Below are 14,077 nucleotides of genomic sequence, written 5' to 3'. Positions count from 1 at the left end.
GTCAATAACGGTAGTTCAGGCTCAGCATCACATTGCGCGGATCGCCATAGCTGACGCGGCGGCCGGTGCTGATGCCGTAGTAGCTGCGGTCGCCCACGTTATTCACGTTCAGCGACAGCGCCAGTTTATCCGACACCTGGTAGCGCGCCATGGCGTCGATCACCGTGTAGGCGCCTTGATGCACGGTGGTAAAGCCGTCACCGACGACGGCCCAGGTGCTTTGCCAGGTCTTCGCCTGCCAGCGGGCGCCGCCGCCGATCGTCAGGCGCGGCATCGGCCGCCAGGTGGTGTACAGGCTGACCTGGTCTTCCGGCGCCAAGGTATTGACCTTGCCGTCCGGGCCGCGCGCGATCTTGTGGGTATAGCCGGCCTGCAACTGCCAGCACGGCGCCAGCTGGCCAGACACTTCCAGCTCCACGCCGCGCGAACGCACGCCGTCGATGGCGCGGTAGGCGTCCAGGCCGGTGACTTTGTTGACCTCGTCGATATACTCGGCCACGTTATCCTGGCGCACTTCGAAGGCGGCGGCGCTGGCGTTCAGGCGGCCGTCCAGGAATACGCCTTTGACGCCCGCTTCAAAGTTCTTGCCCAATTGCGGGTCCAGCGTCTTGTTGTTGACGTCGCGCGCGTCTTGCGGGCTGAAAATATCGCTGTAGCTGGCATACGCCGTCAACGTGGGCGTAAAAGCCCAGGTGACGCCCGCATATGGCGTGAAGATCGACGCTTCGTCGATCTGCGAACTCAGGTTGTCATACGACGACACGCGCCCACCGAGGATCAGGTGCATATTGAGCGGCAGCGAAAAGCGGCCGGTGGCGTAGAGCGATTTCTGGCGTATCACCTCGCGGCTTTTTTCCAGTGCCCAGATGGGTTCCGGCACGTCGCCGCGGTAGGTATGAATATTGGGGACCGGAATGGAGTAATACGGGCTGTACAGATTGTCGGACTGCTTGCGGTAGGCGTTGGCGCCCACCACCAGCTGATGCTGGCGGCCAAAAGCGGCAAACGGGCCGCTGGCGTACAGATCGACGCCATTGCTGGTGGCGTCGCTGTTGAACTGGCGCGCCGTGACCCTGGTGCCCGCACCGCTGGCGTCGGGGAAACGGTCGACATAGGCGACCGGCGCATACAGTCTGTTGGCCTGGTGGATCAGGCGCAGATTGGCCATCCAGCCACTGTCAAAAGTGTGTTCCAGCGAAGCAAAAACAGACTTGGCTTCCGTCTGCTGCGTGCTCCAGCTCGGCGCGCCATTGAAGGAACGCGACATGAAGAAGCGCTGGCCGGTCGCGTCGAACAGCGGCGCGCCGCCCCAGTCGCTGTATTTCGGCACCGTGTGCTGGTAGTCCGCGCCGACGGTCAGCAAGGTGCGCGGCGACAGGTCCGCTTCCACGGTGCCGTAGGCCAGTTCCGAGCGGCGCTGGTAGCGGTCGACAAACGAGTGCTTGTCCTGGTAGGACGCCACGGCGCGCGCACGCACGCTGCCGCTGTCATTGAGCGGACCGCCGACGTCGGCCATGCCGCGATAGTTGTCCCATGACCCGGCCGACAGGTCGGCCAGCGCGCGCAGCTCGCGCGTGGGCTTCTTGCGGATCAGGTTGACGGTGGCGCCCGGCGTGCCCGCCCCGCTCATCAGGGCATTCGCGCCTTTCAGCACCTCGACACGGTCATACAGGTCCATGTTCGCCAGCGATTCGCCCAGGTTCAGCGAGGCGTCGCGCGTCCACGGCAGGCCGTCATAGCTGAAATTGTCGAGCGAAAAGCCACGCGCATAATAAATCGTGCGTTCGCTGTCGATATGCTGCACGTACACGCCCGGCGTGTGCTGCAGCACCTCGCTCAGCTGCACCATGCCGAAATCGTCCATGTGCTGGCGCGTGACCACGCTGACGGCGTGCGGCGTGTCGCGCGGCGCCAGCACCAGGCGGTTGGCGGTGCTGATGGCGCCGGTGGTGTACGAGCCCGTGTCTTCCGTCACCTGGCCCAGGTAATTGGTGGTGATGATTACTTCCGGCATCACGGCCGCTTCCTGCGTGGCGCCGGCCTGTGGCGTACCTTGCGTGACGGTATAAACGCCGCTATCGGTTTTCAGCAAGGACAGCGAGGTGCCCTGCAGCGCGCGGCGCATGGCCTGTTCGGCCGTCAGCTCGCCCTGCACCGCTGGTGCGTTGACGCCGCGCGCCAGGTCGGCGGCAATCGAAATGCGCGCGCCGGCCTGGCTGGCGATCGCGATCAGGCTGGCGTTCAGGGGCTGGGCCGGCACATCGTAGCGGTGGGTGGCGGCGGCTTGGATGGCGGTTGGTGCCGCGGTTTGTGCGGTGGCGCCTGCGGCGCAGGACAACAACATTACAGCCAGGGAGATCTGGCGCATCGACAATGGTGGCATGCTGGACTCGGAAAGGGGTGAATGAAAGTGCTGCTTCACCTGGTATGAGTCGCGGCGCGTGAAAAGTGACAGTGTGCGGGTAAAAATATTGTTCAAGCCGCCTTGATGGTGATGCCGGCCCACACCCCTGCCGGGCCCAGCCGCAGTTCGATCGGCAGGGTTTCGGCCAGCGCCAGCAAGGTCGCATCGCTGTCGTCAAGCGAGTAATTGCCCGACACGCGCAGCTGCGCCGCCTGCGCCGTGATGTCGATATAACCGTGGCGATACGGCCGCAGCGCCGCCACCAGCTCGCCCAGCGGCTGGTCGACGGCCACCAGCATGCCCTGTTCCCACGCTGCGGCCTGCATGGCCAGCATGCCGGGCAGCAAGCGCGACTGCCGGCCATCGAACCAGGCCGCCTGGCCCTGGCGCAACACACGTGCCGCGCCGCCCTCGGCGGTGACGATCTCCAGGCCGCCCTGCAAGGCCAGCGCCACCGTGCCCGCTTCCTCGCGCCGCAGCATCAGCCGGCGCCCCAACGCACGCACCGTGCCGTGAGGACTGTTCAACACGAATGGCGCGCCAGCTTGCGGCGCGCTTGTCAGCAGCAGCTGGCCCTGGCGCAGACGGAGATTCCGGCGCGCCGAGCCGATGTCGATATCGGCCGACGAGCGCGCGTCGAGCACCAGCTCGCTACCGTCCAGCAAGGTAAACCGGCCGCGCGTGGCGGTCGCCGTATGCAGGTCGGCCGGCCAGTCCGGCACGAAAGGGCTGCCGCGCAGCAGCCAGGTGCTGCCTGCGGCCATGCCCGCCAGGCACAGGGCGCCACGCAGGAACTGGCGGCGCTGGCCCTGCCGGCTTGCCGCGCGGGCCAGCGTCTGCTCGACGGCCTGCGCCCCGCCCGCCGTATCGAGCTGACCGAAACTGTGATCGACCGCCTGGCCCAGCCGCTGCCACGCCGACTGGTGGCGCGCATCGGCCGCCAGCCAGCACGCAAAGTCGCGCTGCTGGACCGCGCTGGTGTCGCCCGAGCGCAGTTCCACCAGCCAGTGGATGGCTTGCTCCTGGATCGTCATGGATTGCCCGCAACCGCCAGGCAGCAGCGCAAGCCCTGCGCCATATACTGGCGCACCATGCTGGCGGACACGCCGATTTTTTCGGCAATCTCGGCATAGGTCAGGCCGTCGAGCTGGCTCATCAGGAATGCCGCGCGCGCCTTGGGCGACAGGGTATCGAGCGCGCGCGACAGCCGCTCCAGCGATTCGAACAGCACGGCGCGCTCCTCCGGTGACGGCTGGACGGCATCCGGCAGCTGTGCCAGGGTATCGAGATACGCTTGCTCGATATCGCGCCGCCGCCATTGCTGCAGCAGGATGCTTTTCGCCACCGTGGTCAGATAGGCGCGCGGTTCGCGTATCGCCGCCAGGCTGCCCGCATGCAGGATGCGCAAAAAGGTCTCGGACGCCACATCCTCCGCCTCGGCCCGGTTGCGCAGCCGCGCCAGCAGGCGCTGCAGCAGCCAGCCCTGATGGCCGGTAAACAGGCTGGCGGCCAGCGCATGATCGTTCTGAGGCAGGGGCAAGGCAGACAAGGGAACATCCGGCGGCGTCAATGGTAATGATTCTCATTATATTGCAGGATAGTGCGAATGTCCCAGCATTTCAGGCAACAAATCAGAATGCCCATGCCAATGAAGTAACTACGCCTGAACTCTCGTCAAGTCATACAGCAACCATCAGATAAAAGCACTGACATTAACGTGAAAACGGGTGGCGAGCGCCTTGGCCAAGCGTTTGCTGATCTCGCGGCGGCCTGCAAGGATGTCACTGATCAATGTCTGGGACGCGATGTCACCCAAGTCCTTTTGCCTGAGATTGTTTGCCTCCAGCAAGTGGCGCAACACTTCGCGCGGCGGTGCCGATGCAATGTCAACGTGCTCGTCTTCCCAGCGCGAGATCATATCCAATACGATCTCGAACAGCGAATACAGGGGATGCAACTCATCGTCGCCGACGTCATCGGCCAGCCGGTTAGCCAACTCCTGGACAGACATGAAGTCAGCGTTATCCCGGATTGGGCGTAGACCGGTGCAATCCTGAAATGTCGTCCATGCCCTTGTCAACTCGGGCATGGTGCTCAACTGGTTATGGATATTCATTTTCCTCGGTTTTGTCTAGTCCACTTATCGTACTCGGCGTGAGTGTATATCGCGCGGATGAACAGCCGCTGCTTGTCGTAGTGGATCACCGTCACGATGCGGTAAGCATTCCCACCAACATCAAAAATGGTGTACTTCGCAGGCACATAATCAGCCGTATTAAATGTCGACTTCAGCTCAGTAAAATTATTGGCGCCGCAAGCTTCCATGACCTTGTACCAAGCGCTCAACCTATCCTTGGCTTCGGGATGCTTCTCAGAAAATGCCGCCAACGCTGCTTTGGAGGTAATCCACATGGAATACCCTTTCCTAAAAAATGTTGTTTATTTAATTTCATTTTTTCTCCTAGGAAAAGACTTATTGAATTTGTGTCAGTGTTAGCAGTCGTGTCAGTGATAGTGGATGTCTTACTTTTCCTGCGTGCAGTATATCGCATTTTGAGAACTTCGCAAAAAGTAATTCACTATGAAACGCTGATGTATTCATCGTTACTGAACGATCACCAGCGAAAAGCAATAATGATTTTTCAACAAATATAATTTCTTTGATGTAATGATTGCGTCACACTGGGCTGCTACGCTTGCGTTCATCAGCAATCCGTCAGCAGTCAACCGAAAAGCGTTACCCACAACATGAAATTCATCCAGTTGAAAACCGGACCCCGGGTCCTGATCTCGTTTGCCATGGTGTTGTTCGTCATGGCCTGCATTACCGGCATCGCCTTGTGGCGGCTGCATGCGGCCAATGACAATACCGACTACCTGGTCAAGGACAAGCTGGCCAAGCAGCAGCTCGCTTCCGAACTGCTGGGCACGGCCAAGCTCAATGGCAATAACGCCATGTCGATCGCCAAGAGCGACAGCCTGGAAACGGGCGAATATTTCCAGGCGCAGCTGACACTGGGCGACAAGGCCGTCGAGCGCCTGATGGCACAAATGAACGCCCTGCCCAGGAACGGCACCGAGGCGGCGCTGTTTGACGAGGTCGCCAAGGGCCAGAAAGCCTATCTTGCCGTGCGCAAGGAAGTGTTTGCCTTCAAGGACCAGGGCCGTACCCAGGAAGTCGAGCAATTGACCGGCACGACCATGAAAACCACGTTCGGCGTCTATGCCGCGGCACTGTCCAAGCTGCTGGACTACCAGACCAGGGAAGCCAACGCACTGGCGGCCGCCTCGGCCAGCCAGTACAACAGCAGCGTGGCCACCCTGCTGGCATTTGGCGCGCTGGCGCTGATCACGGGCGCCGCGCTGGCGTGGGCGATCACGCGCAGCATCGTGGTGCCGCTGCAGCATGCCGTCAATATCGCCGAGCGCGTCGCCAGGGGCGATCTGCGCCATGTCGAGGTGCAAGAACGCAGCGATGAAGTGGGCCAGTTGCTCAATGCCTTGCACAATATGACGGTGCGCCTGGGCGAAACCGTCAAGCTGGTGCATGACGGCGCCGTCACCATCGACACCGCCTCGCGCGAACTGTCGACCGGCAACCTGGACCTGTCGCGCCGCACCGAGCACCAGGCGGGCGCGCTGCAGGAAACTGCCTCGTCGATGGAAGAGCTGACCGCCGCCGTGAAAGGCAATACCAGCAATGCGCGCCAGGCCAACGAACTGGTGCTGTCAGCCTCGCAGGTGGCAAAAAAAGGTGGCACGGTGGTCGATGACGTGGTCGACACCATGGATGCGATCAGCGCGGCGGCGAAAAAGATCGTCGACATTATCGGCGTGATCGACGGTATCGCGTTTCAAACCAATATCCTGGCGCTGAACGCCGCCGTCGAAGCGGCCCGGGCCGGTGAGCAAGGACGCGGCTTTGCGGTCGTGGCCGGCGAAGTGCGCAACCTGGCGCAGCGTTCGGCCACGGCGGCGCGCGAGATCAAGCAGCTGATCAATGCCTCGGTCGACAAGATTGAGACGGGCAGCGTGCTGGCCCATGCGGCCGGCGACACCATGGCCGAGATCGTGGCCAGCGTGGAGCGCGTGACCGGCATCATGGCGCAGATCGCCTCGGCCAGCGCCGAGCAGGAATCGGGCATCGGTGAAATCAATGCCGCCATCACCGATATCGACAATGTCACCCAGCAAAATGCGGCCCTGGTCGAAGAAGCGGCCGCGTCCGCCGAGTCGGTGCATAGCGAAGCGACCACCCTGCTGCGCGTGGTGGGCTTCTTTACGGTCGACGATGCGGTGGTGATGGCGGCGGAGGAAGCGCAGCCTGCGCCCGGCGCGGCGCGGCCGGCACGCCGCAAGCCGGCAACGCTGAGCTTGCCGGCCGGCGGCGCACCGGCGCTGGGTTGACGCCGGACTGCTTGCCTTAAGCGACTGCCGGCAGCTTGTCCAGCAATTTATCCAGGGTGATCGGATACTCGCGCACCCTGGCCCCCGTGGCGTTGTAGATGGCATTGGCGATCGCCGCCGCCACGCCGCAAATACCCAGCTCCCCCACGCCCTTGGCCTTCATCGGTGACGACATGGGGTCGGTTTCTTCCAGGAAGATCACTTCCTGGTGCGGAATGTCGGCGTGCACCGGCACTTCATAGCCGGCCAGGTCGTGGTTCACGAAGAAGCCGCCGCGCTGGTCGACCACCAGCTCTTCCATCAGGGCCGCACCGGCGCCCATGGTCATGGCGCCGATCACCTGGCTGCGCGCCGATTTCGGATTCAGGATGCGGCCAGCCGCGCACACGGCCAGCATGCGGCGCACGCGCACTTCACCCGTGTAGCTGTCCACCCCCACTTCGACAAAATGCGCACCGAAGGTCGATTGCTGGAATTTCTTGTCCAGGTCGCCGTATTCCATATGGTCTTCGGCCACGATCTCGCCATCCTTGGCCGCCTGCGCGATCGGCACATTGCGGTCGCCCGCGCTGACCTGGCCGTCTGAAAAACGCGCCTCGCCGGCATCCATCTGCAGCTTGCCGGCAATGGCCTGGCGCAATTTCACGCAGGCGGCGTACACGCCGGCGGTGGAACTGTTACCGCCCCACTGGCCGCCGGAACCGGCCGAGACGGGAAAGTCCGAGTCGCCCAGTTTCACCACGATCTTGTCGAGCTCGACGCCGAGCATTTCGGCGGCCGTCTGCGCGATGATGGTGTAGCTGCCGGTACCGATATCGGTCATGTCGGTTTCCACCGTCACCACGCCCTGGGCGTTCAGGCGCACGCGGGCGGCGGACTTCATCACCATATTGTTGCGGAAAGCGGCCGCCACGCCCATGCCGACCAGCCAGCGGCCGTCGCGTTTGCTGCCCGGCGTGGCGCTGCGGTCCTTCCAGCCGAATTCCACCGCACCGGTGCGCATGCAATCGATCAAACGGCGCTGCGAGAATGGCCGGCTCGGTTTTTCCGGGTCGACCTTGGTGTCGTTCAAAATACGGAAGGCGATCGGGTCCATCTTGAGTTTTTCGGCCAGTTCGTCCATGGCGATTTCCAGCGCCATCAGGCCCGGCGCTTCACCGGGTGCGCGCATGGCGTTGCCTTCGGGCAGGTCCAGCACGGCCAGGCGCATGGCCGTCATGCGGTTGGCGCCCGCATACAGCAGCCTGGTCTGCATCACGGCGGTTTCCGGCTTGCCGCCTTCCAGGTCACCCGACCACGATTCATGGCCGATGGCGGTGATCTTGCCGGCGCGCGTGGCGCCGATGCGCAGGCGCTGGATGGTGGCGGGACGGTGGGTGGTGTTGTTCATCATCTGCGGGCGCGCCAGCGCCACCTTGACCGGGCGCTGCGCGGCGCGCGCGCCGAGCGCGGCCAGCACGGCTTCGGACCGCACGAACAGCTTGCCGCCGAAACCGCCGCCGATATACGGCGACACGATGCGCACCTTGTCTTTGGCAATGCCCAAGTTCAAGGCCACGTCGCCCTTGCCCCAGTCTATCATCTGGTTCGAGGTCCAGATGGTCAGCTGGTCTCCCTTCCACGAAGCGATGGAGGCATGCGGTTCCATCATGGCGTGCGACTGGTCCGGCGTCGTATAGACCGCATCGACACGCACGGGTGCGGCCGCAAAGGCGCCGGCAAAGTCGCCCACCTTGCTGTCGGGCTTGTCTTCCTTGGGCTTGGTGGCCGAACTTTTCGCCGCCGCCAGGTCGTACTTGCCCTTGCTCCCGGTATATTTCACGGCGATCAGCTGCGCCGCGGCACGGGCCAGTTCGAAGGTTTCCGCCACCACCAGCGCAATCGCCTGGTGGTAATGCTGGATCTCGGGGCCGCCCAGCAGTTTGGCGGTATTCATTTTTCCCTTGCCCAGCTTGCCGGCGTTGTCGGCCGTGACGACGGCCAGCACGCCCGGCGCGCGCAGCGCGGCGCTGGTATCCATCGAGGCGATACGTCCCTTGGCGATCGCCGCGCCGAGCACCACGCCGTAGGCGGCGTTCGGCGCCGCTTCGTGCTGTTCATAGGCATACGGCGCCGTGCCGGTGGTTTTCAGGGGGCCATCGATGCGGTCGGTGGCGCGGCCGATATAGCGCAGCTTGTCGATGGGATTGGTGGTGGCGGGCGTGGTGAATTTCATGATGTCACTTTCTGCGCAGTATCGCGCGCTTGCGTGGGTACTCCATTGAGCACTCCATTGAGCACGCCAGCCAGGGTGCGCTGCACCAGGGTGGCCTTGAAGGCGTTTTCTTCGGTCGGTTTCGCGTTCGCCAGCAACAGCTTGCTGACGGCGGCCGCGCCCTGCCCCATCGCCTGGTCCGCCTGCGGCAAGCGCCAAGGCTGCGGCGCAACACCGCCCAGCGCCACGCGGCCCGCGCCGTCCGGCATGATGACGGCGGCCACCGACACCAGCGCAAACGCATACGAGGCGCGGTCGCGCACCTTGGTGTAGACATGCGTGCCACCGAGCGGTTTCGGCAGGGTGACGGCGGTGATCAGCTCGCCCGGCTGCAAGGCCGTTTCGATCTGCGGCGTATTGCCCGGCAAGCGGTAGAAGTCGGCGATCGGGATGGTGCGCGTGGCGCCGTCGGGGCGCACGGTTTCGATGCCGGCGTCCAGCAAGCGCATCGCCACCGCCATGTCGGAAGGATGGGTGGCGATGCAGGCGTCGCTGCCGCCAACGATGGCCAGCTGGCGGCTGAAGCCGGCGATCGCCGGGCAGCCGCTGCCGGGGTTGCGCTTGTTGCAGGCCTGGTTGGTGTCATAGAAATACGGGCAGCGCGTGCGCTGCAGCAGGTTGCCGGCCGTGGTGGCCTTGTTGCGCAGCTGGGCCGAAGCACCGGCCAGCAAGGCGCGCGACAGCACGCCGTAGTGGCGCCGCACTTTGTCGTCGGCGGCCAGCGCCGTGTTGCGCACCAGGGCGCCGATGCGCAGGCCGCCGTCTTGCGTGGCGCTGATCTGGTCCAGGCCCAGGCCGTTGACGTCGATCAGGTGCGGTGGCGCTTCGATCTCGAGTTTCATCAGATCGAGCAGATTGGTGCCGCCGGCAATGAATTTGGCGCCCGGGGTGCGCAGCGAAGCGGCAGCCGCTTCGGCCGGCGTGGTGGCGCGCTGGTAGCTGAAGACCTTCATGCCGGCCTCCCTGCGACGTCGGTAATCGCGTCGACAATATTCGAATACGCGCCGCAGCGGCAGATATTGCCGCTCATGCGTTCACGCAATTCCTCGGGCGTGACTTCCGGTTTCGCGTTCAGGTCCGTACTGACATGGCTGGGGATGCCGCGCCGGATTTCGCCGAGCGCCGCCACCGCCGAACAGATCTGGCCGGGGGTACAGTAGCCGCACTGATAGCCATCGTGGGTGATGAAGGCGGCCTGCATCGGGTGCAGCTTGCCCGGCGTGCCCAGTCCTTCGATGGTGGTGATGCTCGATCCCTGGTGCATTACCGCCAGGCTCAGGCAGGAGTTGATGCGCTGGCCGTCGACGATCACGGTGCAGGCGCCGCACTGGCCATGGTCGCAGCCCTTCTTGGTGCCCGTCAGGTGCAGGTGTTCGCGCAAGGCGTCCAGCAAGGTGGTGCGCGTGTCGAGCTCCAGCGCATGTGCCTTGCCGTTGATTTCGAACTGCACGCCGGCCATTACCGGTGGCGCCGATGGTGCGCCGGTGCCGCCAGCCGCCGTGTTGGCCGCCTGCGCCGCCGCCATGCCGGGCATGGCCGCCGCAGTGGCCGACAAGGCCCCCGCAATCAGGACATCGCGCCGGCCCGTATTAATATCGCTCATCTTGTTGTTGACCTTGTCCATCCTTGCGTCCTCCTGGCTGATTGTGTAGCGCCTTGCTAGTGGCTGGGTGGGCGCATGCCTGCCCAGGAATCAGTGTAAGGACCGCAGGAAAAAAGGTCTGTACGCGAACGTACATTATTGAACGCAGACGGGCTGAAACCCGGCCATATCGGCTACACTGGTGCACCTTCTTTTTCAGCGTCGCCCATGATCGAAAAGAATCTCCCCGAACTGGTCATGCTCAAGCGCCTGATCGATGAAGGCGGCCGCCACCTGGAAGTGGCCGCACCATGCAGCATCCCCATCGATGGTCGCGACTTTCCCGTGTATACGATTGCGCTGGGCAACCCCAGCCCCGACGTGCCCGTGCTGGGCTTCTTTGGCGGCATCCATGGGCTGGAACGCATCGGCACGCAAGTCATCCTCGCCTTTTTGCAAAGCATCCTGGCCCGCCTGCAATGGGACAGCACCCTGCACCAGCAGCTCGAATCGATGCGCCTGGTGTTCATGCCGCTGGTCAATCCGGGCGGCATGTGGCAAGGCACGCGCTGCAATCCGCAGGGCGTGGACCTGATGCGCAATGCGCCGCTGTCGGCCAGCGAACCGGTGCCCTTCCTGCTGGGCGGCCAGCGCTACAGCAACAAGCTGCCCTGGTACCGGGGCCGGCAAGGCGCGCCGATGCAGGTGGAAAGCCAGGCCGTGTGCGACCTGGTCGAACGCGAATTGCTGTCGCGCCAGTTCAGCATCGCCCTCGATTGCCATTCCGGTTTCGGCCTGCGTGACCGCATCTGGTTTCCGCATGCGCACACGGCCACGCCGATCGCCCACCTGGCCGATATCGGCGCGCTGGAAGAGCTGTACAGCCGCACCTATCCCAATCACAACTATGTGTTCGAGCCGCAAAGCCGGCAATACCGCACCCATGGCGACCTGTGGGATTATCTGTACCTGCGGGCGACCTGCGACAGCGCGCGCGTGTTCCTGCCGCTGACCCTGGAAATGGGTTCCTGGCTATGGGTCAAGAAAAACCCGCGCCAGCTGTTCAACCGCGCCGGCATCTTCAACCCCACGGCCGCCCACCGCCTGCAGCGCGTGCTGCGCGGCCACCTGGTCTGGTTCGACTTCCTGATGCGCGCCACCAACAGCCACGGCCGCTGGATGCCGGAAGGACTGGCGCGCAAGGCCCATCGCCGGCGCGCGCTGGCGCAGTGGTACGAATCATGAACGGCAACACCTGGGTCTTGCTGCGCGGGCTGATGCGCGAGCAGCGCCACTGGGGCGAGTTTCCCGCCACGCTGGCTTCCGCCCTGCCCGATGCGCGGATGATTACCCCCGACCTGCCCGGCAATGGCGAACGTCATCTGCTGGACAGCGCCACGCGCGTGACCGAGATGGTGGAATTCTGCCGCCAGGATTTATTGGCGCGCGGCTTGAAACCACCTTATCGATTGCTGGCGCTGTCGCTGGGCGGCATGGTGGCCGTCGAATGGGCCGGCAGGTATCCGCAGGAAATCGCCTCGTGCGTACTGATCAATACCAGCATGCGGCCCTATAGCCCATTCTACCGCCGGCTGCGCTGGCAGAATTATCCGGCCCTGCTGCGGCAGTTGCTATTCGGGAGCCAGGCCAGCCAGGAGGCGCTGATTTTAAGGCTGACCAGTGTCAAACATGGCGCGGGCAATGCGGCGCTGGTCGAGCAATGGCTGGCGTACCAGCGGCAATATCCCGTCAGCTGGCGCAATGCGCTGCGCCAGTTGCTGTCGGCGGCACGCTTTCGGGCCCCGGCCAGCCGTCCTCCGATGCCGCTGCTGGTACTGGCGGGCAGCCGCGACCGGCTGGTCGATCCCGGCTGTTCACGCCGGCTGGCGCGAGCGTGGCAAACGGCGTTTGAAAACCATCCCGATGCGGGCCACGACTTGCCGCTCGACCAGCCGGACTGGGTGGCGCAGACGGTGGCGCAATGGCTGGGCGAAGTGGATCGAAAAACCGGATAAAACCTCTTGCCCGTGCCTTCAAGCCTGGGCGCCGCTTTCGGCTGCGTGCCGGACCGAAAACGCGCGCGCGGCTATCAGCACCGGCATCAGTTCACGGCCAAGCGGAGACAGGCGGTATTCGACGCGCAGCGGTTTTTCATGGAAGTCGATGCGTTCGATAAGGAGATCGGACACCAGTTCGCGCAATTGCTGGGTCAGCACCTTTTGCGAAATGCCGGGCAGGTCTCGCTTCATTTGCAGCGTGCGCATCGCCTCGTCCGCATACAAACGGAACAGGATCGGCAGCTTCCAGCGGCCCTGGATCATGCGGATCACCCGGCTGACGTGGGCAACGGCGCCGTCCGGACCGAGGCAATTTGCACGATACTGCGCGGAAGATACCTCGATGGGTACAAAAAGGTGCGTACTTGTCATGTTCATCGCCCCACTCTAGCATCCACCTTCCTCACACTGAAAGGAAGGCAGCAGCATGGACTTGCAACTGGACGGAAAAAAGGTACTGGTCACCGGTAGCAGCAAGGGGATCGGCGCCGGCATTGCCAGTAAATTCGCGCTGGAAGGCGCCATCGTCATCGTGCATGGCCGTGACCGCACTCAAGCCGACGAGGTCGCCCATGCCATCGTCGGACATGGCGGGCGCGCCCACGTGGTGCTGGGCGACCTGACGAACGACGATGCCGTGCAAGGCCTGCTCGATGAGGCGTCCCGGCAGGCAGGCATGATCGATATCCTGATCAACAACGCCGGTGGCTCCAGTGCCGTCAAGGAAGACTGGACCGCGACACAGCCGGCAACCTGGGCTGCGACGTATGACCGCAACGTGCTCGCCGCGCTGCGCGTCACCAGCCGCCTGCTGCCGGCCATGCGCCAGGCCGGATGGGGCCGCATAATCAATATCTCCAGCCTGGCCGCCACGATGCCGCCAGCTGGCGGCCCCGACTACGCCGCATGCAAGGCGGCGATCAATGCGATGACCGCATCGCTTGCCAAGGCTGTTGCTGCCGAGGGCATTACCGTGAACGCGATTTCCCCGGGCACCATCCACAGCGCCACGCTGGACCGTAAATTCCGTGAAGTCGCGGCCCAGCATGGCCTGGAGATGGACGCACCATGGGCCAGCATTGAACGCACCGTGCTGCCGTTGTTCGCGCAGGTGCCGGTCGGGCGCGTCGGGCAGGTCGACGACATCGCGAATGTGGCGGCCTTTCTTGCGAGCCCGCTGGCCGGCTACATTACCGGCACCAACCTGCGGGTCGATGGTGGCATGTCGCCGGTTTTGTAGGAATGCGAATGCCGCCAGCATACGGTCGCAAATGTCACAGACGAGTGAAACGTCTCGTAACATTTCTTACGGGAACGTCTTATCTGTTAGGACGGAATCACGGTGTAATGGATTCACCACATGGCAACCGTGT

The 14,077-nt window shown here is 63.7% G+C and carries 13 protein-coding genes; 4 read left to right on the top strand and 9 right to left on the bottom strand.

Translation table 11 applies throughout. The annotated features are described in order from the left end of the window. Position 1: 1 nt before the first annotated feature. From Q8L25_RS19115 to Q8L25_RS19095, 5 genes are all read right to left on the bottom strand, one after another. The gene (locus Q8L25_RS19115) at positions 2 to 2,383 is read right to left on the bottom strand and encodes a TonB-dependent siderophore receptor (protein ID WP_308920881.1); all 2,382 of its coding nucleotides are present in this window, start codon (positions 2,381 to 2,383) and stop codon (positions 2 to 4) included. 92 nt (positions 2,384 to 2,475) lie between these two features. Then, on the bottom strand, positions 2,476 to 3,438 hold the full coding sequence (locus tag Q8L25_RS19110; RefSeq protein WP_308920880.1) for a DUF4880 domain-containing protein: 963 nt from the start codon (positions 3,436 to 3,438) through the stop codon (positions 2,476 to 2,478). Then, positions 3,435 to 3,953 (bottom strand): sigma-70 family RNA polymerase sigma factor, encoded by a 519-nt coding sequence (locus Q8L25_RS19105; RefSeq protein WP_308920879.1) that lies wholly within the window; start codon positions 3,951 to 3,953, stop codon positions 3,435 to 3,437. Before Q8L25_RS19105 ends, Q8L25_RS19110 begins: the two co-directional genes overlap by 4 nt. Positions 3,954 to 4,097: 144 nt before the next feature. After that, positions 4,098 to 4,520: a helix-turn-helix domain-containing protein gene (locus tag Q8L25_RS19100; protein WP_308920878.1), complete on the bottom strand. Its 423-nt coding sequence runs from the start codon at positions 4,518 to 4,520 to the stop codon at positions 4,098 to 4,100. Further along, positions 4,517 to 4,816, bottom strand: a complete 300-nt coding sequence (locus tag Q8L25_RS19095) for a type II toxin-antitoxin system HigB family toxin (RefSeq protein WP_308920877.1) — start codon at positions 4,814 to 4,816, stop codon at positions 4,517 to 4,519. The genes Q8L25_RS19100 and Q8L25_RS19095 overlap by 4 nt, the downstream gene beginning before the upstream one ends. 336 nt (positions 4,817 to 5,152) lie before the next feature. Here Q8L25_RS19095 and Q8L25_RS19090 point away from each other — a divergent pair, with 336 nt between their 5' ends. Then, positions 5,153 to 6,811, top strand: a complete 1,659-nt coding sequence (locus Q8L25_RS19090) for a methyl-accepting chemotaxis protein (protein WP_308920876.1) — start codon at positions 5,153 to 5,155, stop codon at positions 6,809 to 6,811. A 16-nt stretch (positions 6,812 to 6,827) separates the two neighbouring features. On the opposite strand, the gene paoC is transcribed toward Q8L25_RS19090, so the two are convergent. From paoC to paoA, 3 genes are read right to left on the bottom strand one after another with little or no spacing between them, the layout of a single operon-like run. After that, positions 6,828 to 9,026, bottom strand: coding sequence for an aldehyde oxidoreductase molybdenum-binding subunit PaoC (paoC, locus tag Q8L25_RS19085; RefSeq protein ID WP_308920875.1), 2,199 nt, complete (start codon positions 9,024 to 9,026; stop codon positions 6,828 to 6,830). Continuing rightward, a complete protein-coding gene (locus Q8L25_RS19080) occupies positions 9,023 to 10,018 on the bottom strand; it encodes a xanthine dehydrogenase family protein subunit M (protein WP_308920874.1) in 996 nt (331 codons plus the stop codon). Before Q8L25_RS19080 ends, paoC begins: the two co-directional genes overlap by 4 nt. Then, entirely contained in the window at positions 10,015 to 10,689 is a 675-nt protein-coding gene (gene paoA / locus Q8L25_RS19075) for an aldehyde dehydrogenase iron-sulfur subunit PaoA (protein WP_308920873.1), read from the bottom strand. The genes Q8L25_RS19080 and paoA overlap by 4 nt, the downstream gene beginning before the upstream one ends. A 186-nt stretch (positions 10,690 to 10,875) precedes the next feature. Between paoA and Q8L25_RS19070 the strand changes: the two genes are divergently transcribed. Together Q8L25_RS19070 and Q8L25_RS19065 are read left to right on the top strand one after the other, a co-directional pair. Then, positions 10,876 to 11,892, top strand: coding sequence for a M14 family zinc carboxypeptidase (locus Q8L25_RS19070; RefSeq protein WP_308920872.1), 1,017 nt, complete (start codon positions 10,876 to 10,878; stop codon positions 11,890 to 11,892). Beyond that, positions 11,889 to 12,662 (top strand): alpha/beta hydrolase, encoded by a 774-nt coding sequence (locus tag Q8L25_RS19065; protein ID WP_308920871.1) that lies wholly within the window; start codon positions 11,889 to 11,891, stop codon positions 12,660 to 12,662. The genes Q8L25_RS19070 and Q8L25_RS19065 overlap by 4 nt, the downstream gene beginning before the upstream one ends. 18 nt (positions 12,663 to 12,680) lie before the next feature. Here the strand turns inward: Q8L25_RS19065 and Q8L25_RS19060 are convergent, their stop codons facing one another. After that, positions 12,681 to 13,076 carry a helix-turn-helix domain-containing protein gene (locus tag Q8L25_RS19060; RefSeq protein ID WP_308920870.1) on the bottom strand — a complete coding sequence of 132 codons (396 nt, stop codon included), beginning with the start codon at positions 13,074 to 13,076 and terminating at the stop codon, positions 12,681 to 12,683. Between the two features lie 55 nt (positions 13,077 to 13,131). On the opposite strand from Q8L25_RS19060, the gene Q8L25_RS19055 reads away from it, so the two are divergent. After that, on the top strand, positions 13,132 to 13,944 hold the full coding sequence (locus Q8L25_RS19055) for an SDR family NAD(P)-dependent oxidoreductase (RefSeq protein ID WP_308920869.1): 813 nt from the start codon (positions 13,132 to 13,134) through the stop codon (positions 13,942 to 13,944). Positions 13,945 to 14,077 lie beyond the last annotated feature (133 nt).

Origin of the sequence: Janthinobacterium sp. J1-1, assembly GCF_030944405.1 — a bacterium.
Lineage (GTDB): Bacteria > Pseudomonadota > Gammaproteobacteria > Burkholderiales > Burkholderiaceae_D > Janthinobacterium.
Note: the sequence above shows the minus strand (reverse complement) of the source record. Positions and strands in the feature narration are given on the sequence as shown.

Bases quoted from the DNA above. Each gene is read 5' to 3' on its own strand.
- Q8L25_RS19115 (WP_308920881.1), bottom strand. From the start codon at position 2,383: ATGCCACCATTGTCGATGCGCCAGATCTCCCTGGCTGTAATGTTGTTG.
- Q8L25_RS19110 (WP_308920880.1), bottom strand. From the start codon at position 3,438: ATGACGATCCAGGAGCAAGCCATCCACTGGCTGGTGGAACTGCGCTCG.
- Q8L25_RS19100 (WP_308920878.1), bottom strand. From the start codon at position 4,520: ATGAATATCCATAACCAGTTGAGCACCATGCCCGAGTTGACAAGGGCA.
- Q8L25_RS19095 (WP_308920877.1), bottom strand. From the start codon at position 4,816: ATGTGGATTACCTCCAAAGCAGCGTTGGCGGCATTTTCTGAGAAGCAT.
- Q8L25_RS19090 (WP_308920876.1), top strand. From the start codon at position 5,153: ATGAAATTCATCCAGTTGAAAACCGGACCCCGGGTCCTGATCTCGTTT.
- paoC (WP_308920875.1), bottom strand. From the start codon at position 9,026: ATGAAATTCACCACGCCCGCCACCACCAATCCCATCGACAAGCTGCGC.
- Q8L25_RS19080 (WP_308920874.1), bottom strand. From the start codon at position 10,018: ATGAAGGTCTTCAGCTACCAGCGCGCCACCACGCCGGCCGAAGCGGCT.
- paoA (WP_308920873.1), bottom strand. From the start codon at position 10,689: ATGGACAAGGTCAACAACAAGATGAGCGATATTAATACGGGCCGGCGC.
- Q8L25_RS19070 (WP_308920872.1), top strand. From the start codon at position 10,876: ATGATCGAAAAGAATCTCCCCGAACTGGTCATGCTCAAGCGCCTGATC.
- Q8L25_RS19065 (WP_308920871.1), top strand. From the start codon at position 11,889: ATGAACGGCAACACCTGGGTCTTGCTGCGCGGGCTGATGCGCGAGCAG.
- Q8L25_RS19060 (WP_308920870.1), bottom strand. From the start codon at position 13,076: ATGACAAGTACGCACCTTTTTGTACCCATCGAGGTATCTTCCGCGCAG.
- Q8L25_RS19055 (WP_308920869.1), top strand. From the start codon at position 13,132: ATGGACTTGCAACTGGACGGAAAAAAGGTACTGGTCACCGGTAGCAGC.